Here is a 22,091-nt window from a genome sequence, read left to right as displayed (position 1 = left end):
GGCCGCTGGAGGCGCGACCGGGAATCGAACCCGGGTGCAAGGATTTGCAGTCCTCTGCGTCACCACTCCGCCATCGCGCCTCGAGGCCGGTGAGGGCGCGCAAATGCTGGGGTTTTGCGATCCCGTCAACCCCTGTCGGAAATGAGTTAGCAGTCTGATCCACGGCGGTTAGCAGTGGGCGCTCTTTGTTCCGCTAGCGTTAGCTCGCTGGTCGTGCGGTTCGATCGCTCCACCTTGGATAAAGATCGGCTTGTCAATCGGGCGTTGCGCGGGCAACATCATTTCGTGTTTGAGGGCAGCACCATGACGGTAGACAGCGAGGGACATCGGCCTCGCCGTGCGCCCGCCGTTGGCGGACCGCGCGGCCCTAAATACGTGCCGCCGGTATCCGTTGAGCAGCGTGCAATCGGCGACTTGCTTGCGATCGGCGGGCGCGACACGCTCGCTCCGAAGCAGATGGATTTCTTGAACGCTGCGGCCAACCTGTTCTGCGCCGGCAACGTTGCCTTGCTGGCAAATCGCTGCATAGCCGTCATCGGTGCCCGTAAAGCGTCCGACCTCGGACGACGTCGTGCGCGGCAACTCGGCCGGCAGCTCGCCGCTGCTGGGGTGGTTGTGGTGTCCGGCCTTGCTGAAGGAATCGACACAGAAGCTCTGACGGGCGCGATCGAAGCGGGAGGCTCGGTTGTGGCGGTGATTGGCACGCCGCTCGATCAAGCCTACCCTGCAAAGAACAAAGCCTTGCAAGAAGCTATCTACCGGGACCACCTGCTCATCTCTCAATTCCAGCCGGGTACGAGGGTCTTCCCTTCGAATTTTCCGGCTAGGAACAGGACGATGGCGGCGTTGTCGGATGCAAGTGTGGTCATCGAAGCATCCGACACTTCTGGCACTCTCCACCAAGCCGCGGAATGTCAAAGGCTTGGGCGATGGCTCGTGATCGCTAAAAGCGTAGTTGAGAACCAAGAACTAACATGGCCTGAGAAGTTTGTAGGCCAGCCGCGCACGTTGATCCTTGAATCAACCTCATCGCTTCTGGGTGAGATTTATCCCTCATGACTTTGAGTGCGCATGTATTCGGAGGTTATGCCAGCTACGAAGGTGAGCATCCATGGCGCGACCCTGAACATGTTGCTCATAAGTTCATCCAGATTTTAAAAGGCGAGCAAGCAAACGGGCATGCTTGGCTGCCTCGTCCATCTGGCGGAACGGTCAAGATCTCAACGGCGCTTGCCACAAACGCTTTTGATGTATGGGGCCGCTGGGCCGCTTCGGTTTTGACGGGGATATATCCAGACGGCGCATCGCTAGTACCGATCCCCTCCGCTAGCTGTGTAGCCGTTGGAACGGATGCGAAGGGTCGCGCGCTAGCCGAAGCGATTGTCATTCATGCGCCGAAATTCCAAGCAGTGGATGCGCTTCACTGGATAGAAGAATGGCCAAAGGCCCGAAATGGAGGGCCTCGTGACCCCGATGTTCTCGTTGAAAACGTGAAAATAGGGCGCGACCTTCCTAAGCGCCCTGTTGTGCTGGTTGATGATGTGATCACAGGCGGAGGTCACGCGGTCGCTTGCGCCCGAACGCTACGATCTGCCGGCTATGAAGTTGATCATGTCATAGCCGCCGCAAGAACTGTCAAAAGCCCACCTGCGAGCGGGATGTTCAAAATCGACAGCTGGGACGCTGAGGCGCCTTTCCACTACTTTTGGTAGCCCGCTCATGCCCGCTCGCCTAGCCGGGCCATCGCGGCGGCGCTGTTGCGGCGCGCGGTGAGGTATTTCATCGCCATCTGGTAGGTGCGGTGGCCGATCACCGACGTGATCTCGCCGACGGTGCATCCGGCTTCCTCCAGCATGCCGGCCGCCGCGTAGCGCAGTCCGTGCGAGGATCGGGCGGGCATGCCGTCGATCGCCGCGCACTGGTCGCTGATCGCCTTGCGGAGAGCGTTGGCCGTGTACGGCCGACCCTTCGCCGATTTGCAGATCCTGCCGCGGCGGATCTTGACCGGATCGAGCACGGCGCCGAGCTTCGGATGCACGGCCACCTCCAGCGTCTCGTCGGTCTTCGACTGGCGGACGCGCACGAAGCGGCCCTGATATTGCGCCCACTCCATCGACGCCACGTCCTCGACCCTCTGGCCGGTGTAGAGCATCAAGGTGACGGCCATGCGGAGGTGCGCTGGTGCGTGCGCGAGGAAGAGCGCGATCTCGCTATCGGACCACGGGGTGATCGTCTTGGCGCGCACCTTCAGGCGCTTGATCTTCGCGGCCGGGTTGTGGCCTTCCTTGACCAGGTTCTCCTCGCCAGCCCAGCTGTAGAGCCGGCTGATCATCTGCTTGACCTTGTGCGCCTTGCGAGGGGTCGCGGCGAGGTCGTCGCGGATGGCTTTCACCATCGACTGCGTGACGAGACGATAGGGCGCTTCGCCCAGCTCATCCTTTAGGAGGGTTAGCGTCCTCTCGTAATCGGTCTGCGTGGCATCGCGTAGCGCCTTGAACTCGGCGCTCGCCCGGTAAGCCGCGACGAGGGAAGCGAACGACCCTTCTGCTGCCGGCGTAGGCGCGGGCGCCTGCGAAAGCTCCAGCAGCCGTGCGTATTCCTTCTGGAATGCGACCTCGCCGGGCTTGCCGGGCAGGGCGGTATGCAGCTGGCCGCGTCGGAAGCGCCAGTATTCACGGCCGTTCGGCTTGCGAATAACATAGGTGTAGGGAACGTCAGCCACGGGCACGTCTCTTGTCCATCCACCGCTTCTCGAATGCGGCAGCTTCGTCTTCTTCGGCGCGATCGTCCAGTGGCTGACCGTCGAGGCGGTCGGCCCATCGATCGAGATCGTGGATATCGTACAGCACGCGTCGGCCGTGCCGCTTAGGCTCCGGTCCCTCCGCGCGCAGCGTTGAGGCGCTCAGCGAGAGGTATTGCGCCGCCAGCTCGATCGACAGTAGTCGAGGCCATGCGGCGACGATCGTACGACGAGGAGCTTCGTTGTCCTGGATCACGCTGCCAGCACCTCCGCCCGGAGCGGCAGGCCGAGTGCTCGAAAGATGCCGGCGTCCTCAGCCGGGTCGATCTTCCATCGCCACGACGGGTTGCGGCGGGCGAGCAGCCCGAAATGCACGATGCGCGGCATGTCGCCCCCGGCCAGATCCTGATGCCACAGCAGCGCCTCAACTAGCAGAGCACGCTCGCGGCGGTGCTTGTTCTCGGGCGCGGCGTCCCACTGGCGACGCGCCCATGGCGCGAGTCGTTGCAGCTGCGCGAGCATGGCGTCCTGATCCGCTCCCCATCTGGCCGGCAGCGCGGGCAGGCGAGGGTCGAGCATCCAGTGCCACTCCATCACGATCGCGCGGGCGGCTGCGATGCTGGCGTCGGCCTCGGCCTGCGACATGCGTCCGTCCTCGACCTGCGCCGCCACGGATGCGCGGCGTTCTTGGAGCAGTTCTAGAGCGCAGTAGGCGCAATACGGCCAGTCGCCCGTGAAGGGTGGATCAGCCATCAGGCGGCGGTCCTCTCAAGTCTTTCCGCATAGGCACGCACGCCGCCCCACTCGTCGGGCAAGCCAGCGAAAAGGGGTTGGCGGTAGCGACGGTGGTTCTGCGCGAGGCTGGTGCTGTCACAGCTCGCGAACGGGTAGTCGCCGCCCACCAACACTCCGCGCAGCATATGCGCCACCGGCCAATGGTTGCCGAACAACGTCGCAACCTCGTCCATGCGGCGCCGGTAAGCGTCGCAGCCGACTGGCTCCTTTTTTGGATCACCGATCCAGCCGAGGCAGACACGGTCGAAGCGCTCGCAGAGCTTGGCGAGCCGATCCAGCGGGCCGTCCATATGCCAAACGGGCGCTCCGAGTGACCGTCCAAACGGCCACTCGTTCAGCAGACCATCGTTCATCTGTGACGGCGCAGCCGGCTTATCGGGGATGACCGCCCATCGCCCAGGCACGAAGAGCCGATCCTCCAGCCACTCGTAATAGCTGGTCCAATCAAGCCGACCGGCGTTCATCGGGTCAGCTCCCGCCCGCACCGCCTGCATCCAGTAGGAAAACGCCCCATTGTCGTACATGACGAAAGGGCTGATCGCCTCCACGTCATGCACGTTGTCCGCGCGAAAATAGCTGACGCAGAACGCTCGTCCCGCCACTGCCATCAGCGCGCCGCGAGGGGTCAACGGGGTGCCGTGATACACTAGCGCCATCAGAGGATCAGCCTTCCTTCGCCGCCGAGCGCGAGGGTCGCTTTCACGACGGCGTTGTAGGCGGCGTTGTAGCGGTCGGCCTTGTGGCCGGTGCAGCGGGGCGGCGGGCCGCCGATCTCTTCCTCGGCGATCCGCTGGGCGAGCGTGGCGACGTCGTCGGGCGTCATGCCGCGCGTCCGTAAACAATCGCCAGCGCCGCTTCCGTGCGTGCTATGGCGTTGCCGATCGCTTCGGGAATTTGGGGGATGACGGCGTCGCCGAACGCCTCGACGATGAGGCTGGCAGCAGACTGCCCTTTGCCATCGCCGATCTGAACGCGCTGGCCAGCCAGCCAGGCGGAAAGCCCATCATCCAGCCGTAGGTGATCGGCAAGGTGTGCGAGGGACCAGTTAGGCCCGCTTTGGTCAGCAGCGCCGCGATTTGGCGGGCGTACGCCCACTTGTCCGGCGCGCGCCCAGTCTGCGCCCCATCTAGCACCGCGTCCATCGTCGGCGATTTCCGCTTGTCGTACGCCGGACTCCACGCATCCATGCGCTTGTCGCGCTTGTCGCGCTTGGTCGGCGTCGGAAGCGTCTCCTGTGCCATGTGCATCGTCGTCACCAACGAGACGCCCGTCGCCCCCGGCGTCGAGGCTTTCGCCACCTCCGCTCCATGAGCGGCGTCCGAGGCTCGTGGTGTTGGGAGCATTGCGACCTGAAGCTGATGCCGCGCCGACCCCATCCGACCCGTATCGCCATGGCCACCCGCCTTCATGTCGGACGCCCGAGGCGTGCTGAGGATCTGACGCAGTGGCCAAGTCGAGCCCGAGCCGCCCCCCGCTCCGTCCTTCATCCCGTCCGAGGCCATTGGCGTCGGTAACTTGTGCAAGGTCGCAGCCGAGGAGCCACGCCCGGGGACGTTCATGGTTCGCGTCGATGTCTCCAGCACGAACCACGCACGGCCAGCAGGCGTAGCCGATTGCCTCCAGCGCATCGATGACGGCGTCAGCGCCCCGAGTTCGGAGATTAGCGCTGTTCTCAAGAGCGAACCAACGAGGGCGGACTTCTCCGATGATGCGGATGGCCTCGAAGTAGAGGCCGCTGCGCGAACCTCCGACGCCTTTGCCCTTTGTGTTTGCCGAGCTGATGTCTTGGCAGGGCGGACTTCCGACGACGTATCGGGGGAGACGCCCAAGATCTGCCAGAAGCCGGTCTGCGGTGAGGGTGCGGACATCGTCGTAGAGCCTGACGTGAGGATTGTTTTCAGCGTAGACGGCGCGGCGCCATGCCTCGACTTCGCAAGCGGCGAGCGTGCGATAGCCAGCGCGGTGCATCCCGAGCGACCAGCCGCCAGCCGCGGCACTGAAGAGATCCAGAACCTCCCGAGCCTGATTTGGGTGCCGCATCACAGCTTCCCTCCAAACAGGATGGCGCGTGCCTGCTTAACCGTACGCCGCAGATGAAGCGCAACCTGCTGGACGGGCTGTCCATCGTTGAAGGACAGCCACGCGAAGATCTGTTCCACGAACAGCAACGGCTCGTCCCGCCGCGCGTCGGAGCGAGGCCCGGTCATCAGCAGATCGCCGTAAAGATGCGGGCGTTGATGTCCGTCGCGGTGCGGTCCATGCCGGCGCTGAGCGTTACGACACGAACCCGGTAGCCGAGCTTCCGCAGGCGGCGCGCTTCCTGGTTGGCGGTCATGCGCGCGTTGTTCTCGCGAGCCTGACCGATCCGACCGCCGAAGCATGGCGCGCGATTGTCGACATAGATCGTGATCGGCTCGACCGCGGTAGCGGGTGCGTCAACCAGGTGCCCCCCAGCTAGGGCGGGAGCGATGAACAGCGCGATGGCGGCGATGAAAACAGCGCGGTGGCTCACGAGAGCACCGCCCGCACGCCTGCGACGATGAAGTGAGCGGTGAAGTAACCGGTGCCGATCACCGTGAGGATCAGGCAAGCGGCTTCGATTTGCTCGCCCGTGTCATTTACCGGAAACAGCGCCGGAAGAATCCGGCCGAGGATTAAGCGACGCATAGGATGCTCCTTCCGGCAGAGGCCGGTGGGCGATCCTATGTGCGAAAACGTCGCACGCTGTCAAACGAGTTTTTCGTACAGTTACATCTTGCGAACGATCGCAACTACTCGACCGATCAGAAATGCTTCCCCATCGACGGCGGTAATGGGGGTAACCGCAGGATTGTCGCTGTTGATCTGGAGCGTGCCATCAGGCAGCGCGCGGAGCCGCTTGATCATCCCGAAGCCGCCGTATGACACCGCCCAGATCCGGTCTTGCTGGCGCAGAGTACGCTGCCCGCGATCGATGATGACGATATCGCCATCGAGAAGGGTGGGCATCATGGAGTCGCCGTCCCCTCTGGCGACGAACAGTTCCGATGCCGGAGACTGCGTTAGAGAGCTAAGCCAAGATCGGCTAAACGGCACCTGCTGCACGATTGGGAAGTCGGCGACGTCGGCGCCGCCGCCCATGGAGTATCCAACCTCGATCTCGTCGAGGAGAACGGCATCTAACCTGTCGGCGAGATCCTCTGGATCTGCCATCAGCTCGCCGGTGGCCGCTATACCAGCCAGCGCCATCACCAGGTGCCGAGCCACGTCGTGACCTTCTAAGACGTCAGCGACTTTAGTCGCCATAGGCACCGGCAGTAGCGCCTTCTTGAACTTCTTGGGATCTTCGTAGGCCGCGTATGAGGACGCGGGTATCTCCAGCGCTTCCGCCATCGCGCGGATGGAAAGCCCCCCGCGCTCACGAAGCGACTTCAGGCGAGCGGTGACGGGACCAAGATCGGGCATGCCGCTGTGTGGCGAAAAAATCGCACGCTGTCCGTGCGAAAAAGTCGTAGACTTCTGTACGAACCTGTCGCACATAGCTTCACCATGGAAACCCTGTTCGACAAATTCGGTGGCGTGAGGCCGATGGCTGAGCACCTGGATGAGCCTCCCTCAACAGTGCAAAGTTGGAAAACGACGGGGCGCGTCCCGGCCATCAAGCAACAGCGTGTGCTGGAGAAGGCGGCAGAGCTGCGCATCGCCATCACGGCCGAGGACGTCGTTTTCCCGCTGGGGCGCACCGTAGAAGCTCATGGGCAGCTTGATGCTCGTTCCGATGGCGCAACGTCATCTGGAAACGAGCGCGAAATTTCCGGGCGGGTAGCGGCATGACGCCGGAGCTGCTCGACCTGAAGCATCGCACGAAAGAGGCGATCAAGGGTGTTGGCGGGCTGGAGGCTGCCGCCGGGTTCTGCCGACTTGGCAAGAGCCGGCTTGGCGAGTGCCAGAACGAGAACAAGGCAGAAGACTTCCTGCCGATTGACGTGCTGATCGCGCTGGAGCGGCTGACCGCTGAGCGATCCGGCTCTCCGCACATCTTGCGCGGCCTGTGTCATCAAATGGGCGGCGTGTTCGTCAAGCTCCCCCAGGTCGACGCCGCGGGCGCGAACTTGATGAAGCTGCTCGCTCGCAAGGTTCAGGAAGGTGCCGATGTGTCCGTCGCGCTCTGCGAGGCGCTGGAAGATGGCGTCGTGCAGCCCGCCGAAGCGCGGAAGGTCCGGTGCGAGATCATGCAGTTGATGGAGTTGCTGGCGGCGATGAACGCCGAGCTGGCGGCGATCGAGGGAGTGGAAGCGTGAAGATGAAGATGCACTTGGCGGCGCGTGCGCCGAACGAAGGAGCGCGCCGGTTGGCTCAGTGGGTAGCGCACGAGCATGGCGGAGATCTGGATCGCGCTGCCGCTCGCCTTTGGGTCACCGGGGCGATTGTCCAGCGCGTGATCGACGGTGAGATCACTCCGGGCATGGCGCTCGGCGCCAGCCTGTTCAAGTCATGCGGCGTCCGTGCGCGCATGTTCAACCGCGATGCGCTCGCCGGCTGGTTCTTCGAGCCGGTCGACCAGCAGCTCGCCGCCTGAGCGGGATGGCGGGGGTGCTCCATTCCAACGAGATCACGAGCGCTGCTGACGGGCGCGCGCGTGCCGAGGAGGTGCGGCGGTCTAACCCCCTGCCGCCCACCTCCTCGGGTTTTGTCGAAACCGACGAAGCGCCGGGGATCGTGGCGAGTGTCGAGCGGGTGAATGCATGGATGGAGGTTGCCGAGGCCGGCGATCGGTTCGTCTATGCCACGCGCGCAATGCTGCCGTTTCGTTCTCCTGGGGCGGCTCGGATGCGGTCACTGGCGGAGCGTAAGCTCGTCCTGCTGGTGCGACCGCGATCGACAAGCAATCCTGAGCTTTTCAACTACACCGCAGTCCGCACAACCGTGCCGTCGGTGCTGCGAAAGCCAGTGCGCGGTACGCTGAGTGCGTGCCTGATCGATGCCGAGGCGGCGACCGTAGATGCGTTGATGCCCATCCTCGACCGGGCGGCTCGCTTTGGGCGGCCATGCCCCACCGACAAGCAAATGGCGGAGCGAACGGGGCTGACGGTCGAGGCGGTCGCGGGCGGCATCGAGGTGCTGGTTCTCGCCGGGCTGATCCGTGTGTTCGCCGCGCCCCGGCCGACGCTGCGACGCGTCGTGATCCTGGCCACTGGCCACCAGACCGGAGACGTTTTCAAATGACTATCGAGGTTGAGCGCGACGCGCTGCTGAGCGCGCTGCGTCAGGTGGCCGATGTTGTGGAGGCTCGCACCACCATCCCGGTGCTCAGCAATATCCTGCTGATCGCGCGCGATGGCGAGCTGACCGTCACCGGGACAGACCTAGACATCGAGGCCAGCGCCTCGCTGCCTGCGGCCGGCGATCTGGAAACGACCGTCGACGCCCGCAAGCTGGTGGCCGGCATTGCCAGCCTCAAGCCGGGCAGGGTGGTGATCGCGCCGACGACCGATCGCAGTGGTGCGGTGACGATCAAGGGCGGGCGCAGCGTGCGCACCCTCGGGTCACTGTCGGCGATCGACTTCCCGAAGCGCAAGGAGCCGGAAGCGGCGCAGTCGTTCACGATGGCGGCGGCCACGCTGGCTCGGATGTTGACCGCGTGCCACGTCGCGCAATCGACCGACGAGACCCGCTACTATCTCTGCGGGGTTTACCTGCACCTGCTCGATGGGAAAATGTCGGCCGCGGCCACCGATGGTGTGCGGCTCGTCCGGGCGCAGGCTTCGGCTCCGGACGGCACGGAAGGCATGCCGCAGGTCATTCTGCCGAGTAAGGCGGTGGCGCTGCTGCGCAAGATGCTGGGCAAGGCGTCGGGCGAGATCGCGCTGAGCGTCGCGCAGAACGCGGTGCAGGTGAGCGCGGGCGGCATGCGGCTGATCTTCAAAACGGTCGATGGCACTTTCCCCGATTACGCGCGGGTGATCCCGGCCGAGGCCGACGGTGCGCACCGCATGGTCGTGGCGCGCGATGCGCTGCTCGACGCCGTAAACGGCGTCACGGCGGTGATGGACGCCGAGGGCGAGCGCAAGTCGCGGCGCGTCCGGTTTGACCTGACGCCCGATGCCGAGGTGCAGACGCTGAGTGCGCGCGACACGGCCGGATCGGCGGCCGTCGACGAAGTAGAGGCCGCAGTCGACGGCGGAGCGATCAGCATCGAGCTCGACCAACGCTATTTGATTTCCGCCCTCGGCACCTTCGCCGACGGCGGTGAGCTGACCATGCACTTCGTCGGTGACTCACCGACGCCGGTGCGCCTGACGTCCGACAAGGACCCCGACCTCGTCGCCGTCATCCAGTCGATCGGGGTTGGTGAGGCGAGATGATGAAGACGTACACCTTCGACAACGATTTTGGGCCGGAGGAGCTGGCCAAGGCGCTGCTCGACGCCGGCTTCTCGCGTTCTGACACGCTGGAGCGCATCATCTCGGGCAAGGTCGACGACGTCGACAAGAATGTCACGCTCGGCGTCACGGTCGACGAGGATGAAGTCCTCGACAAGCTCGATGCCGAGACGATCGCCGCGGCTTATCGCGACATGTCGTGCGGAGGCGGCAACGATCGCGAGGTCGAAGATGGTATTCGCTACGTGCGCTCGGGTGAGCTTGGTTTAGCCGTCGCGATGTTTGCGCGCGTGTTCGAGGGCGCCGAGCTAGCCGCGGCCGAGCGCGCGCTGACGTGAAGCAGCGGCTCGACACTCAAGTCGCCGCAGCTGTCGGCGCGATGCTGGTCGGGCGCGACGGGATCACGCTGGGCGAGGTCGCAGATGGCCTGCCGGCGCATATCCGCGCTGCCAATCCCTCGCTGAAGTGCATGACGAAGGCGCTGGCCAGCGCTGGCTGGATCGGGAAGCCGATCGGGGGCGGACAGGTAATCTACGTGCCGCCGGTCGAGGATGGCGACGAGAATCGGCCCGTCGTTGGCCATAACGGCGGCGAGGTGGTCGAGGGTGTCGCGGCGGATGAGGTCCGCCTGTTGCTGGAGCGTGCCGAGCGGCTTGAAGAAGAGCGCAAGGGCATCAGCGACGACATCAAGGACGTGTTCGCTGAGGCGAAGTCCCGCGGGTACGACATCAAGGCGCTCCGCAGCATTCTGCGCCTACGCAAGCGGAAGCCGGAAGAGCAGCAAGAAGAGACGGCCATCATGGAAGTCTACATGCGAGCATTAGGAATGATGGCATGAGCAGCGTCAACAAGGTTATCTTGGTCGGCAACCTCGGGCGAGACCCGGAGAGCCGGAGCTTCCAGAATGGCGGCGGGGTCGTGAACTTCTCGATCGCGACGAGCGAGCGCTGGAAAGATCGCAGTTCGGGCGAGCAGAAAGAGCGCACCGAATGGCACTCGATCGTGGTGCTGAACGAAGGGCTGCAAAAGGTCGCGATGGAGTATTTGCGCAAGGGAAGTAAGGTCTATGTCGAGGGGCAGCTGCGCACGCGTAAGTGGACAGACCAGAAGAACGTCGAGCGATATTCGACCGAGGTGGTGCTGGGTGTGTTCAACTCGGCGCTGACGCTGCTCGACAAGCGCGAGAGCGATCCGGGGCGTAGCGACTATTCCGGATACACCGACACGGCGGGCGGCGGTGCTGCCGGTGGCTCGGCCGGGCAGCGGCGGGGCAGCGTTACCAGCGGATCGACGACGAGCGGCTTTGAGGACTTGGACGACGACGTTCCCTTCTGACCGCTTCCCGGCCCGCTGGCAGGCCGGGAAGCCGCCTGCCGCCAAGGTTCTTCAGGGGTATAGAGCGTGATCACCACCCAAGCCTCGTCGATGCTCGACGCGGCCCTCCTTTTTGCGCGCCGCGGCTGGCCGGTATTCCCGTGCAACGTGCGCGACAAGTCGCCGCTGCTGCCGCGCGACAAGGACGCCGACAACAAGCCTATCCCGCGGTCGGGAGGCGTTTCCAAGGCCAGCACCTACGAGACGCAGATCCGCGCCTGGTGGTCGAAGTGGCCGCGCGCGATGATCGGCATCGCCGTCGGGCGCGCCGGCATGCTGGTGATCGACTTCGACCCGCGCGTCGACGAGGTCGCCGACCCGATCACTGGCGAGATCACGGAAGAGGTCTGGACGCTGGAGCGGTTGAAGGGCGAGCTGGAGGCGCAGATGGGTTGCGCGCTGCCGGTGAGCCTCGCGGTGCGGACGCCATCAGGCGGTGTTCACGTCTATTTCCGAATGCCGGACGGGCCGCCGATCGGCAACGTCGGCAGCCTGCCCGATCATATCGACGTGCGAGGCGAGGGTGGTTACGTGATCGCGCCGCCCAGCTACTGCGAGGGCGACGGCAAGCGTTGCGCGCCGGGCGGATACAGCTGGCTACGCGGCGATGCCGACGCGGCGATCGTCGATCTGCCGGCGCCGCTGGTGTCGATCCTGCGGACACCGAAGCGCAAGGCGCCGGCCGATCCTAGCGCGCCGCTCCCGCGCGCATCTTCCGACGTGTTCCCCGTCGACGTCGACGAGGCGCATCGCCGCTATGCGATGGCGGCGCTAGACCGCACGGCCAACGAGTTGGCCGCGACGCCGCCGGGCGGTGGCCGGCACGGCGGGCGCAACAAGGGCGCCTATCAGGCCGCATACAACATGGGCGGATTCATCGGCGCGGGCGCGATCTCGGCCGCGATCGTCCGCAGTACGCTGATCGAGGTCATTCGCACTTTCGATCCTGCGGCGTTCGACAAGCACCTCGCCGCGATCGACAACGGCATCGAGGGCGGTCGTGGCGCCCCGCACGACCTGAGCGGCATCGGCACGCATGCGCGCCGGCGCGGCAGCGCCGGCTCCACTGAGCCTTCCTCGCCTCCGCCACTGCCGCCCGTCGAAGCCTATTCCGACGAGTTCACCGGGTCGCCCGCGCCCGGACCCGCGGCGGCGGGCGGAGCGGAGCCTTTCCAATCAGGAAGCACGGCGCTTTCCATGCCCTCGACGGGGTCAGGGGGCCGCATCGCGCCGGTGGCAGACGCGGACGTCGACCGGGCGTGCGCCAAGCTGGCGATGACGGATCTCGGCAACGCGGAGCGGTTCTTTCGGCGGCACGGCTGGCGATTCCGGTTCTGTCCGGAGCTTGGCTGGTTCGCGTGGGACGGGCGTCGTTGGGAGCTGCTGTCCGAGGAAAAGGACAAGATCCCCGGCAAGGTCAGCCTCGCCGTGTTCGACACGGTGCGCGCGATCCGCCACGAGGCCGACCTGGTCCTGGCGAGCGGGTTGCGCGAGGAAGTGCCCGAAGACGCGCCGGAAGAGGTGCGCGCCGCCGCGCTCGACTTCATCTATCGATGGAAGGGCGCCGGTGACAACAAGGTGCCGGTCTATTTCAGCGAGATGCTGCGCGGACACGCGGAGTCGAGTGAGGGCGCGTCGCGGCTTGGCTGCATCGCCAACCTAGTGAAGTCATTCGACGCAATCGCGATCCGATCGGACGCGATGGATGCCGACCGCATGGCCGTGAACGTCCTGAACGGCACGTTGCGGCTGACCCAGTCCGGGAAGCGCTGGTCAGTGGTCGAGGGCGTCATGAAGCAGATCACGATCGGCGATCGTTGGGGCGCGATCCTGACGGAGCACCGGCCGACAGACCTGATCAGCAAGGTGGCGCATGTCGAGTTCAAGCCGGGGGCGGCATGCGACGTGTACGAAGATTTCCTCGCCACGGTGCAGCCCGACCCGAAGATGCGGCGCTTCCTCCACCAGTGGGGCGGGCTGTCGCTCACCGGCGATATCAGCGAGCAGAAGCTGGCGTTCTTCCATGGCAAAGGCCGGAACGGCAAATCGACGCTTGTCGACCTGTGGGCGCATATCGCGGGCGATTATGGTGGTTCGGTCGCGATCGAGACGTTCCTCGACCAAGGCAAGGGCCGCAAGGGCGGCGAGGCCACGCCGGATCTGGCGCGGTTGCCGGGCATCCGCTTCCTCCGGACCTCCGAGCCTGAGAAGGGGGCGAAGCTCGCCGAGGCGCTGATCAAGCTGATCACGGGCGGCGAGCCGATCGACGCGCGCTACCTCAACAAGGGGTTCTTCACGTTCCTGCCGTCGTTCAAGGTCACGGTGTCCGGCAACCACAAGCCGAAGATCACCGGGCACGATGACGGGATCTGGCGGCGCGTCATGCTTGTGCCATGGGACATCCAAATCGCGAAGGAGGACGTCGACCGAAAATTGCCCGACAAGCTGCGCGAGGAAGCGGCCGGCGTGTTCAACACGCTGCTGGCAGGGCTGCTCGACTGGCGCGAGCACGGCCTGATTGAGCCGGAAGGCGTGATCGCGGCGACGGCCAAGTATCGCGAGCAGAGCGATCAATTGGGAAGGTTCCTTGACGAATGCACGGACCCGGTAGAGGGTGCGCGCGCCAAGTCGTCGGAGCTGTTCGCGCTCTTCACCGCCTGGGCGAAGGCGAACGGCGCAGCCGAGTGGCAGCAAGTCGGCTTCACCAAGGCTATGGAAGACCGCGGGTTCGAGAACAAACGCTCGAACGGCATCCAGTGGCTCGACATCGAGATGGTGAAGTCCGTCAGCGATTTCGACGGCGATCAGAGCGGCTCCGGGGCGAATGCTTCGCCTTACGAGGACATGCCGCATTGATTGGAAGCCGACAGGGTTCCGCGTGGAAGGGCGGGTTGGAAGCCGAAAACGGTGGATTTCTGCGCCTTTGGAAGGACTGGAAGGCGCTTTCAGGTAACTCCCACCATGCGCGCATGTGTGCGCGCACACATGAACCTACTCTCTATTTGCCTTCCAGCCCTTCCATTTGATCTCAATCGAACATCATCCTTTCCAAAAAACCGCAGAAAACCGAGGATTTCAGCCGTGACCAACCGCCCCGAAATGGAAGCCGACGCCGCCTCGACCTCCTTCCTCGTGGAAGGCGCGCGCCTTCCACGGCATGGCTGGACCTTCGACATGATCGAGGATCGGCTGGTCGAGGCGGTCATCACCTGCTGGCGCACACCGGATCGCGAACGCGGGTGGCAGCAGGTGCGGTCGAACTGGCCGGAGGCGATGCGCGAATTGGCGGCTGGCGACTACGATGCGCGCGGCGGCGATGGGACGAGCAGTGACGTGACGCTGCGCCCGGCTTCGCAGACCCGCGCCGAGATCGATGAGATGGAGGATGCGTTCGGCTGGATGGGCCACGTTCCCGCGGACGATCGGCGGCTAGTGGCGATGGTTATCACCCAGCTGGCACGCGGGCAGCGCGAGGTGTCCTGGATCAAGATGGTGCGCAAGATGGGCGGCGCGCGGGGCGCAGATGGCATGCGGATGCGGTACGGTCGCGCCATTGCCGCGATTGCGGCTGCGAAGAATGGCGGAAATCCACGGGAACTTGTGTCAACCCTCACAAAGTGCGCCGATTAACATTTTCCCTGTTCGCCTATGGCATGATTTGAGGCTATTTCTTGTCACGCTGGGTTGGGCCTTCGGGTTCCGTACAGCATCCCCTCCCGAACCTTCACGAAGGGCGCTCTGGCTTCGGCTCGGGCGCCCTTCGTGCTTTCGGGTATGATCCACCGTGCCGGCCGCTGGCGCATGGCCGATCATACCCCCACCCCCGACGGGTCCCTTTTGGGGGGTGCCGGGTCGGGCGGTGGTGCTGAGCGCAGCACCTCAGGGTTCAAGGGCGATTTATGATTATGAACCCCGTGAACTGAACCGTTCACGCCAGTGCACGAGGGAGCCTGTGGCCGATCTGCTGACACAAGCCGACTTCGCGAAGCGCCGCGGCGTGGGGAAGTCGGCCGTCAGCAACTGGAAGAAGGCTGGCCTGCTGGTCTTTGCCGAGGATGCCGCCGGCCGCATGATGGTCGACGCGGGCCGGACCGAGGCGAGGCTGAACGCCCGCCTCGATCCGACGCGCGGTCGGCCTGCGACCGCTCCAGAGGCGTCGCCGGTTCTGCCCCTTGCGGCCGAGCCGGACGACGGTTCGCTGATCTCGCAGCGCAACCTGTCGCGAGTGCGCGCGGAGGTCGCCGAGGAAGACTTGGTCGGCAAGCGAATGAAGAACGCGGAGCTTGCCCGCGAACTGGTGCCGGCCGTCGAGGCGGAGCGTCGCCTCGGTCATCTCGGCCGAATGGCGCGCGAACGGGTTCAGTCGGAATTGCGGTCACGTGCCGAGCGGCTGGCTGCCGAGCGCGAGCCGCGCGCGATCATGGCGCTGCTCGACGAAGCAACCGACAAGGCGTTCGCCGCGCTGGCGAGCGCCATCGCGGGCGGTGCGCTCGACGATGACGACGAAGAGGATGTGACAGCGGAGGCGGCGTGATGGGCTTCGATTACGGGCGCTTCGGCACGGTCGGCGGCAACGCCCTGCGCCGCAATGTCCGTCGCCTCAACAAGGCGCTGGCGGATGCCCTTCGGCCACCGCCTCGCATGACGGTTTCGGAGTGGGCGGCGGACTTCCGCAAGTTCCCCGAAGATGCACCGATCCCCGGTGACTGGAGCCACGACACGGCGCCGGAACTGGTCGAGATCATGGACGCGCTCTCCCCGCACGATCCGTGCGAGGAAGTCACCGTCATGAAGTGCGCCCAGTCAGGCGGCTCCGCCTCGGCGGAAAACTGGCTGGGTTTCATCAGCGACCTCGCGCCGGGGCCGGTGCTTTTCGTCCAGGCGACCTTTCAGGCCGCGCTCGACTGGGCAGCGGAAAAGTTCTGGCCGATGGTCGAGGCCACGCCGAAGCTGAACCCGGATCGCCGCGGGACCATCCGCGCGCAGGGGCTGGCAAACGGCGACGGCTCGACGTCCAAAAAGGTGCTGTTCAGCCGGTCGAGCGGGTACATCCTGCTGGCCGGCGCCAACTCAGCGGCGGGGCTTCGGCAGCGCACGGTGCGGTACGCGGTCGAGGACGATCTCGACCAGTTCCCGTCCGATCTCGATGGGCAGGGCAGCCCGGAAGGCATGATCGACGAACGCCTGAAGGTGTGGCGTTCGCGAGGCCTTTCCAAACGGCTCAAGATTTCGACCCCCACTATCGAGGGGTCCAGCAAGATCGCCGCCGCGTACGAAAAGGGCGACCGGCGCCGCTACTATCTGCGGTGCCCGGAATGCACAGACCGCTTCCTGATCGAATGGGGCGATATCCAGTGGGGCGACGGCGACCACGAGCATGCGCATCTGGTGCCGCCATGTTGCGGCGTCCCGATCGATCACTGGCGCAAGCCGGAGATGAAGCGGCCGGACGGGTGGTTGTCCGACCGGATCGACGACAAGCCGGTGCCGCGGGTGCTGACCGAGGAAGCCTTTCAGGCATTCCGCGCCCGGATGCAGCCCAGCCGCAAGCGGGGCTTCCACCTCGCTGGTGAAATCTCGACGTTCCAGTCGTGGGGCGAGATGGCGGTCGGCTTCCGTGATGCACAGGGCGACGTGTCCAAGCTTAAGACGTGGACGAACCTGAAGCGCGGCATCGCCTTCAAGGTGGCGACCGACACGCCCGACTACGAGCAGCTGATGAAGCTGCGCGAGCAGCACTGGGGCATCGGACAGATGCCGATCGGTCCGCTGGTCGTGACGTTGGGCGGCGACGTGCAGGGCGACGGCATCTACGTCGAGAAGGTCGGGCACGGCCCGCGCAAAGAGACGTGGCAGCTTGACGCCCGCTTCCTGCCCGGCGCGACCGACGTGCCCGGTGAGGGCGCGTGGAAGGCGCTCGACGAATATTCGCAGCGCGGCACCGCCTTCCCCGGCGGCAAGGTGCTGCCGATCGATTGGGAGTGCATCGACGCCGGCTACCACACACCGGCCGCGCAGGCTTACTGCGCCAAGCGCCCCCGGCGTCTGGCAGTATTCGGACGCGCCGGCTGGGGTCGCCCGATACTCGGGCGCGGCGAAGCGATCGGCTACGAACAGCAGGGCCGGCGCGCCGGTCGTGCCGGATCGAAGGCGGAGGACAAGGCGCACATCGTCGGCGTCAGCAACGTCAAGCTCAGCTGGTACGGCTATCTGCGCACGACGATGCAGGCGTTCAACGCGGCGGAGGAAGGCGGCACGGCTGAGGTGGCTCCGGTCGGCCGGGTTCACCTGTCGCGCGACACGCCCGCCGACTGGTTCGAGCAGGCGACGGCCGAGACGATCGAAGTCCGGATGGTCAACGGCTTCCCGGATCGCCGGTGGATGGTGATGCCCAGCCGGCAGAACCACTACCTCGACTGCCGGGTCTACAATTTTGCGGCGGCTGAAAAGCTGATGCTCGACACGCTGACCGAGATGGATTGGGCGGCGCTCCGCGCCGACCGCTACGCACCGCGCGAGGACGGCCTCCGGGACCTGTTCGCGCCGGACCTGACGCAAACCCCAGCGGCCCCCGCGCCGCAGCCGTCGCCGGCACCGCCCCCTGAGCGGCAAGGCTACGTCGAAAAGACAGAAGGATGGCTGTGATGCCCGCACCCGATTTCGCGACCGAGATTGCCGAACTGGAGCGCGGCCTTGGCTCGGGCGTCGCCCGGATCGAGAGCGAGGGCGAGAGCGTCACGTATCGTGGCGTCGGCGATATCACGAAGGCGCTCGGCTACTTTCGGCAGCGCGCGGCCGAGACGCCCGCCACGTACAACGGGTCGGGCACGACGCTCGCGGCCTACGACCCGAACTGATCATGGCGCTCGGCGATCTCATCGACGGCCTGATCGAGCCGTGGGCGCCGGGCTGGGCGGCGCAGCGGCAGGCGGCGCGCGTTGGCTTCTCAGCCGTGCGCCAGTACGATGCCGCGACGAAGGGGCGGCGGACCAAAGGCTGGCGGCGCCCGAGCAGTTCCGCGGACGGCGAGAATGCCAAGGGCATCGTCATGCTGCGCAACGGCGCGCACGATCTGGTCCGCAACAACAAATATGCCGCGGCAGGCGTCCGGCAGATTGTCGCCAACATGATCGGCGACGGGATCGCGGTGCAGCTGAAGCACGACGATCCGATCGTGCAGAAGCGAGCGCAGGAAGAGTGGGACCGCTGGGCGGAAAGTAAGGTCGACGGCAACGGCGACTTCTACGAGCACCAGAAGCTGACCGCGCGCGGCGTGGTGGTGGGGGGCGAGACGCTGACGGCGTGGCACGCCGATGCGGACGGCCCGAACGGTCGGATCGAGGGGCTGGAGGGCGATTACCTCGACCACTCCCGCACGGGCACGACGACTGCCGGCGGGCGGATCGTGCAGGGCGTCCAGTTCGATCGCGACCGCGCGCGGTCGGCATACTGGCTGTTCGCCGACCATCCCGGCGACGTGCTGTTCGGCGGGGCCGAAATGTCAGCGCCGATCGCCGCGCAGCATGTCGACCACGTGTTCGAGCGCCTGCGCTTCGGGCAGACGCGTGGCGTGTCCTGGCTGTCCTCGGTCGCCATGACGCTGCGCGATATCGGTGACATCGAAGACGCCGTCCGCATGCAGCAGAAGGTGCAGGCGTGTCTCGGTCTGGTCATCACGCCGGGCGAGGGCAACTCGGGGTCGCCGCTTGCCGCGCCTCGCGAGGGCGAGGCGAAAGACGAACGCGGGATCGAGTCTCTCGCCCCCGGCATGATCGTGCGAGCGCGGCCGGGCGAGACGGTGAACACGATCAACCCCAGCCAGTCGGGTGGCGCGGTCGAATTCATCCGGCAGCAGATGGCCGCGGTGTCCGCCAACATGGCACCCTACCACCTGATGACCGGCGACGTCAGTCAGGCGAACTATTCCAGCCTGCGCGCGGCGATGCTGGGTCACTGGTCGCTGCTCGACGACTGGCAGCAGAACGTGATCATCCCGCACGCGGTTCGGCCGGCGGTTGATCGGCGGATGGCGCGGCTCGCGCTGCTGACCGGCGACAAGCGGTATCTGGCGATGAAGGTCGGCTACGCGCTGCCGGTTCGCCGCTTCGTCGATCCGATCAAGGACCTCATGGGCGAACTGATCGAGATCCGCGCGGGCTTGAAGACGCTGAGCCGGTCACTTGCCGAGCGTGGCATCAACACGGACGATCAGCTTAGCGAGATTAAGCGGCTGAACGACATCATCGACGATCTCGGCCTAGCGCTCGACAGCGATCCGCGCCGGGTGACTGACAGCGGCGTGCTGCAAGTGGCCGCGGGCTACCTCGTTTCGAGAGATGACAAGCAGGGCGCCAAGAGCGCCTGATTTCAAGGAGCATGGTGATGACAGACGATCGCTCGGCCGAGCCGAAGCGGGCGGTGCCCGCGCGCGAGGTGAAGAAAGGTGAGAGCGTGGCGGGCAACGACCGCCGCGCGCCGCAGCCGGACGGTCCGGCACGGCACATGACGCGCGAAGCGCCCACTCCGGGGCAGCGCGAGCGGGGCGCACCGCCGCCATCGCGCGGTGTGCGTGAGGCGGCGTTCACCGGCTCTTCGTACGATCCTACCGCCCGCACCGTCGAGGCGGTGTTCTCGGCGGGATCGGCGGTGACGCGTTGGTTCGGAATCGAGCAACTGGAGGTGTCGGCAGACGCGATCGACCTGACGCGGGTCGCCTCCAATCTCTGCCCATTTCTGAACGCGCACAATTCTCGCGACGTCAAGGATGCGCTGGGGCGCGTGATCGCGGCGCGCATCGAGGGCGACCTGCTCGTTGGCACCATCGCATTTGCCGACACGGACGCTGGCCGCGCTGCGGAGGGTCAGGTGTCGCGCGGCGAACTGACCGGCATTTCGATTGGCTACGATGTCAGCACCTGGACGCTTTCCGAGCGGACCGACGTCTCCGAGACGTGGACCGCCACGCGCTGGGAGTTGCTGGAGGTCAGCCTTGTTCCCGTTCCCGCAGACCGGCTCGCCGGGGTTCGGTCTGCCCCGCATGGAAATACCCCGGTCACCGGCGATGACGCCACCAATGAGGAAGAAGAAATGTTCGTTCGCGACCTTCCGGGCGGCGCCGGCACGCCGACGCCGACCCCCGCACCGGCCCCGTCCGTCAGCCGCTTCGCGGCCACCGACGCGGTCGACTTCATGGATCAGGCACGCAGCTTCGGGGTCGAAACCCGCGCCCGCGAACTGGTCGATCAGAACAGCCGCGGCGAGATCGGCACCGAAGCGGCCCGCGCTGCGATCATGCAGGCCGCGGCCGAGGCGCAGCGCGCTCAGACCGGCGGCGTGCGCGGCACGCCGGGCTTCGGCGCGAACGGTCAGCAGGAAGAAGGCTCGCGCAACGCCATCGCCGATGCGCTGGCCGCGCGGACCCTCCGCGAGCAGCCGAGCGATGCCGCGCGCGAGTTCATGGGCATGCGCCTGCTGGAGATCGCCGCCAGCCGCGCCGGCCTGTCGCCGCGCGAGCGTGACCCGATCACCATCCTGCGCGCCGCGCACACCAGCTCGGATTTCCCGATGCTGATGGAGAGCGCGGGCAACCGCGTGCTGCTCGCGCGCTACAACGCCGCGGCCCCGACGTACCGCGATATCGCGGCCCGGCGCGACCTGACCGACTTCAAGCAGACGGCGCTGCTGCGGGTCGGCGACTTCCCGACGCTGCTGCCCTACGCCGAAGACGGCGAGATCAAGGCCGGCACCATCGGTGAGGGCAAGGAAACGGTGATGCTCGGCTCGTACGGGCGCATCCTGCGGCTGTCGCGGCAGGCGATCGTCAACGATGACCTGGGCGCCTTCGATCAGGTGTTCGGATCGATCGGCCGCATGATCGCGCGGTTCGAGAACAACACCTTCTACGCCATGAAGGCGCAGAACGGTGGCCTTGGTCCGAAGATGTCGGATGGCAAGACGCTGTTCCACAAGGATCACGGTAACCTGCTGAGCGGCGCCGACGGCACCGACATGGAGATTGAGTCGCTGGGCGTCGCGCGCGCCGCGATCCGCAAGCAGAAGGACATGGACGACAACATCCTGAACGTCGCGCCGACCCGCATGCTGGTCGGCCCGACGCTGGAAACGCGCGCCGAGCAGCTGGTCGCGCCGCTCCAGCCCGTGCTGTCGGGCGATATCAACCCGTTCGCCGGGCGGCTGACCCCGACCGTCGATGGGACGATCGATGGCAAGGCATGGGAACTCTATGCCGACCCGTCCGACCTCCCGACGTTCGTCTACGGCTATCTCGCCGATGCGCCGGGACCGCGCGTGATCTCCGAAGAGACGTTCAACGTCGACGGGATGGCGTGGCGGGTGACCGAGGACTTCTACACCGGCGCCGTCGATTACCGCGGCGCTTTCCGGAACACCGGCAAGGCCTGACCCCACCACCTCGACCTCTAACGACCGGCAGGGCGGGCACGCCCTGACCGGATGGAGACGTATGCCATGAAGAACTTCGTCCAAGAGGGGAACTCCCTCGATTACGTCCATGACGCGGCGGTCAAGGCGGGTGTGCCCGTTCTGATCAACGGCATCCTCGTCATTCCCGCCACCAATGCTGCGGCCGGCCAGACCTTCTCGGGCTGGATCGCGGGCGTCTACAAGCTCCCCTGCCAAGCGCAGGCATGGGCGCAGAACGGCCTCGCGCTCTACTGGGACGCGGCGAACTCCCGTGTCACCACCACCGCGGCGGGCAACACCAAGATCGGCATGACGGCCGCGCCCAAGGCCGCGGCCGACGTCGTCGGCAACGTCAAGCTGCTGCCGGCAGTCTGACC

The 22,091-nt window shown here is 65.8% G+C and carries 28 protein-coding genes, 1 tRNA gene and 1 pseudogene; 18 read left to right on the top strand and 12 right to left on the bottom strand.

What is annotated here, in order from left to right; translation table 11 throughout:
* Positions 1-6: 6 nt before the first annotated feature.
* Positions 7-80 (bottom strand) — tRNA-Cys (locus ASE95_RS02945).
* A gap of 133 nt (positions 81-213) precedes the next feature.
* Between ASE95_RS02945 and ASE95_RS17200 the strand changes: the two genes are divergently transcribed.
* Together ASE95_RS17200 and ASE95_RS17530 are read left to right on the top strand one after the other, a co-directional pair.
* Positions 214-1,059 (top strand): DNA-processing protein DprA, encoded by an 846-nt coding sequence (locus ASE95_RS17200; RefSeq protein WP_200918723.1) that lies wholly within the window; start codon positions 214-216, stop codon positions 1,057-1,059.
* Positions 1,056-1,712 (top strand): phosphoribosyltransferase, encoded by a 657-nt coding sequence (locus tag ASE95_RS17530; protein ID WP_156347859.1) that lies wholly within the window; start codon positions 1,056-1,058, stop codon positions 1,710-1,712. Before ASE95_RS17200 ends, ASE95_RS17530 begins: the two co-directional genes overlap by 4 nt.
* 5 nt (positions 1,713-1,717) lie before the next feature.
* Here ASE95_RS17530 and ASE95_RS02930 read toward each other — a convergent pair whose 3' ends face one another.
* From ASE95_RS02930 to ASE95_RS02900, 11 genes and pseudogenes are all read right to left on the bottom strand, one after another.
* On the bottom strand, positions 1,718-2,722 hold the full coding sequence (locus ASE95_RS02930; RefSeq protein ID WP_156347858.1) for a tyrosine-type recombinase/integrase: 1,005 nt from the start codon (positions 2,720-2,722) through the stop codon (positions 1,718-1,720).
* Positions 2,715-2,996 carry a hypothetical protein gene (locus tag ASE95_RS02925; protein ID WP_056631193.1) on the bottom strand — a complete coding sequence of 94 codons (282 nt, stop codon included), beginning with the start codon at positions 2,994-2,996 and terminating at the stop codon, positions 2,715-2,717. The genes ASE95_RS02930 and ASE95_RS02925 overlap by 8 nt, the downstream gene beginning before the upstream one ends.
* The gene (locus tag ASE95_RS02920; RefSeq protein WP_156347857.1) at positions 2,993-3,493 is read right to left on the bottom strand and encodes a hypothetical protein; all 501 of its coding nucleotides are present in this window, start codon (positions 3,491-3,493) and stop codon (positions 2,993-2,995) included. Before ASE95_RS02920 ends, ASE95_RS02925 begins: the two co-directional genes overlap by 4 nt.
* Positions 3,493-4,164 carry a hypothetical protein gene (locus tag ASE95_RS02915; RefSeq protein WP_156347856.1) on the bottom strand — a complete coding sequence of 224 codons (672 nt, stop codon included), beginning with the start codon at positions 4,162-4,164 and terminating at the stop codon, positions 3,493-3,495. The genes ASE95_RS02920 and ASE95_RS02915 overlap by 1 nt, the downstream gene beginning before the upstream one ends.
* Positions 4,165-4,190: 26 nt before the next feature.
* Positions 4,191-4,358 carry a hypothetical protein gene (locus ASE95_RS17525; protein ID WP_156347855.1) on the bottom strand — a complete coding sequence of 56 codons (168 nt, stop codon included), beginning with the start codon at positions 4,356-4,358 and terminating at the stop codon, positions 4,191-4,193.
* 43 nt (positions 4,359-4,401) lie between these two features.
* Entirely contained in the window at positions 4,402-4,833 is a 432-nt protein-coding gene (locus ASE95_RS18155) for a hypothetical protein (protein WP_235528219.1), read from the bottom strand.
* Positions 4,834-5,071: 238 nt separating this feature from the next.
* A pseudogene (locus tag ASE95_RS18535) lies at positions 5,072-5,575 on the bottom strand (DNA cytosine methyltransferase); the annotation flags it as partial.
* Positions 5,575-5,742, bottom strand: coding sequence for a hypothetical protein (locus tag ASE95_RS17520; RefSeq protein WP_156347854.1), 168 nt, complete (start codon positions 5,740-5,742; stop codon positions 5,575-5,577). The pseudogene ASE95_RS18535 and the gene ASE95_RS17520, both read right to left, overlap by 1 nt.
* Positions 5,742-5,870 carry a glycosyltransferase family 4 protein gene (locus tag ASE95_RS18415; protein WP_162234657.1) on the bottom strand — a complete coding sequence of 43 codons (129 nt, stop codon included), beginning with the start codon at positions 5,868-5,870 and terminating at the stop codon, positions 5,742-5,744. The genes ASE95_RS17520 and ASE95_RS18415 overlap by 1 nt, the downstream gene beginning before the upstream one ends.
* A 173-nt stretch (positions 5,871-6,043) precedes the next feature.
* Positions 6,044-6,202: a hypothetical protein gene (locus ASE95_RS17515; RefSeq protein WP_156347853.1), complete on the bottom strand. Its 159-nt coding sequence runs from the start codon at positions 6,200-6,202 to the stop codon at positions 6,044-6,046.
* Positions 6,203-6,283: 81 nt separating this feature from the next.
* Positions 6,284-7,054, bottom strand: coding sequence for a S24 family peptidase (locus tag ASE95_RS02900; RefSeq protein ID WP_082449477.1), 771 nt, complete (start codon positions 7,052-7,054; stop codon positions 6,284-6,286).
* 9 nt (positions 7,055-7,063) lie between these two features.
* Here ASE95_RS02900 and ASE95_RS02895 point away from each other — a divergent pair, with 9 nt between their 5' ends.
* The 16 genes from ASE95_RS02895 (at position 7,064) to ASE95_RS02820 (ending at position 22,089) form a co-directional block, all read left to right on the top strand.
* Positions 7,064-7,348: a carph-isopro domain-containing protein gene (locus ASE95_RS02895; RefSeq protein ID WP_056631179.1), complete on the top strand. Its 285-nt coding sequence runs from the start codon at positions 7,064-7,066 to the stop codon at positions 7,346-7,348.
* On the top strand, positions 7,345-7,815 hold the full coding sequence (locus ASE95_RS02890) for a phage regulatory CII family protein (protein WP_056631176.1): 471 nt from the start codon (positions 7,345-7,347) through the stop codon (positions 7,813-7,815). Before ASE95_RS02895 ends, ASE95_RS02890 begins: the two co-directional genes overlap by 4 nt.
* Positions 7,816-7,829: 14 nt before the next feature.
* Positions 7,830-8,093 carry a hypothetical protein gene (locus tag ASE95_RS02885; protein WP_156347852.1) on the top strand — a complete coding sequence of 88 codons (264 nt, stop codon included), beginning with the start codon at positions 7,830-7,832 and terminating at the stop codon, positions 8,091-8,093.
* Positions 8,094-8,107: 14 nt separating this feature from the next.
* On the top strand, positions 8,108-8,740 hold the full coding sequence (locus tag ASE95_RS17920; protein ID WP_162234656.1) for a hypothetical protein: 633 nt from the start codon (positions 8,108-8,110) through the stop codon (positions 8,738-8,740).
* Complete coding sequence (gene dnaN, locus ASE95_RS02875; RefSeq protein ID WP_056631162.1) at positions 8,737-9,879, top strand: DNA polymerase III subunit beta; 1,143 nt, start codon at positions 8,737-8,739, stop codon at positions 9,877-9,879. Before ASE95_RS17920 ends, dnaN begins: the two co-directional genes overlap by 4 nt.
* Positions 9,879-10,235 carry a hypothetical protein gene (locus tag ASE95_RS02870; protein ID WP_056631159.1) on the top strand — a complete coding sequence of 119 codons (357 nt, stop codon included), beginning with the start codon at positions 9,879-9,881 and terminating at the stop codon, positions 10,233-10,235. Before dnaN ends, ASE95_RS02870 begins: the two co-directional genes overlap by 1 nt.
* A gap of 257 nt (positions 10,236-10,492) precedes the next feature.
* Positions 10,493-10,735, top strand: a complete 243-nt coding sequence (locus tag ASE95_RS02865; RefSeq protein WP_056633054.1) for a DUF2312 domain-containing protein — start codon at positions 10,493-10,495, stop codon at positions 10,733-10,735.
* On the top strand, positions 10,732-11,232 hold the full coding sequence (ssb, locus tag ASE95_RS02860) for a single-stranded DNA-binding protein (protein WP_056631156.1): 501 nt from the start codon (positions 10,732-10,734) through the stop codon (positions 11,230-11,232). The genes ASE95_RS02865 and ssb overlap by 4 nt, the downstream gene beginning before the upstream one ends.
* 66 nt (positions 11,233-11,298) lie before the next feature.
* Positions 11,299-14,127: a phage/plasmid primase, P4 family gene (locus tag ASE95_RS02855; protein ID WP_235528156.1), complete on the top strand. Its 2,829-nt coding sequence runs from the start codon at positions 11,299-11,301 to the stop codon at positions 14,125-14,127.
* A 129-nt stretch (positions 14,128-14,256) separates the two neighbouring features.
* Positions 14,257-14,901, top strand: coding sequence for a hypothetical protein (locus ASE95_RS02850; protein WP_235528155.1), 645 nt, complete (start codon positions 14,257-14,259; stop codon positions 14,899-14,901).
* 322 nt (positions 14,902-15,223) lie between these two features.
* Positions 15,224-15,805, top strand: a complete 582-nt coding sequence (locus ASE95_RS02845) for a hypothetical protein (protein WP_235528153.1) — start codon at positions 15,224-15,226, stop codon at positions 15,803-15,805.
* Entirely contained in the window at positions 15,805-17,916 is a 2,112-nt protein-coding gene (locus tag ASE95_RS02840) for a phage terminase large subunit family protein (protein WP_056631150.1), read from the top strand. The genes ASE95_RS02845 and ASE95_RS02840 overlap by 1 nt, the downstream gene beginning before the upstream one ends.
* Positions 17,916-18,128: a phage head-tail joining protein gene (locus ASE95_RS02835; RefSeq protein WP_056631147.1), complete on the top strand. Its 213-nt coding sequence runs from the start codon at positions 17,916-17,918 to the stop codon at positions 18,126-18,128. The genes ASE95_RS02840 and ASE95_RS02835 overlap by 1 nt, the downstream gene beginning before the upstream one ends.
* A gap of 2 nt (positions 18,129-18,130) precedes the next feature.
* Positions 18,131-19,636, top strand: coding sequence for a phage portal protein (locus ASE95_RS02830; protein WP_056631144.1), 1,506 nt, complete (start codon positions 18,131-18,133; stop codon positions 19,634-19,636).
* Positions 19,637-19,653: 17 nt separating this feature from the next.
* Entirely contained in the window at positions 19,654-21,693 is a 2,040-nt protein-coding gene (locus ASE95_RS02825) for a prohead protease/major capsid protein fusion protein (protein ID WP_162234655.1), read from the top strand.
* A 66-nt stretch (positions 21,694-21,759) separates the two neighbouring features.
* A complete protein-coding gene (locus tag ASE95_RS02820; RefSeq protein ID WP_082449957.1) occupies positions 21,760-22,089 on the top strand; it encodes a DUF2190 family protein in 330 nt (109 codons plus the stop codon).
* The last annotated feature ends 2 nt before the right edge of the window (positions 22,090-22,091 follow it).

The organism is Sphingomonas sp. Leaf231, assembly GCF_001421995.1.
Classification (GTDB): Bacteria; Pseudomonadota; Alphaproteobacteria; order Sphingomonadales; family Sphingomonadaceae; genus Sphingomonas.
The sequence above is the reverse complement of the archived record's forward strand: the minus strand, read 5'-3'. Positions and strand labels throughout refer to the sequence as shown.